The organism is Streptomyces sp. AC627_RSS907 (genome assembly GCF_019049165.1).
Window position 1 is genome coordinate 1 of sequence record NZ_JAGMUE010000230.1, and the last position, 553, is coordinate 553.

The 553-nt window shown below is 74.1% G+C and carries 1 protein-coding gene; it reads left to right on the forward strand.

Annotated features, from left to right (window positions below; genetic code table 11):
- Window positions 1-553 (forward strand): copper resistance CopC family protein (locus KUM32_RS32755; RefSeq protein ID WP_217145574.1); only part of this gene is annotated, 553 nt, incomplete at both ends.

Here is a 553-nt window from a genome sequence, read left to right on the forward strand (position 1 = left end):
CTCGGAGGGCGTGCTGCTCTCGGACGACTCGGTGCGGGTGCTCGACCCGCGGGGAAAGCGGGTGGACGACGGCAAGCCGGCGCACGTGGCCGGCAAGTCGTCCACGGCCACCGTGGGGCTGCGCTCCGGGCTGCCCGAGGGCACGTTCACGGTGGCCTGGCAGGCGGTCTCGGAGGACAGCCACCCGGTGGGCGGCGCGTTCACCTTCTCCATCGGCGCGCCCTCCAAGACCTCCGTCGTGCTGCCGAGCGCGGAGCCCGACGAGACGGTCTCGGCGCTGTACGGCATCGCCCGGTACGCGGCGTACGGCGGGTTCGTGCTGCTGGTGGGCGGGTGCGTGTTCGCCGGTCACTGCCACGCCAACCGTGGCGTGCGGCGGGTGGCGGCGACCGGCTGGGGGACGCTGTTCGGCGCCACCGTCGCGCTGTTGCTGCTGCGCGGCCCGTACACCAGCAGCGGCAGGGGGATCGGCGCCGCGTTCGACCTCGGCCTGCTGCGGGACGTTCTGGACACCAAGCCGGGCACGGCGCTGCTGTGCCGACTGCTGCTGCTC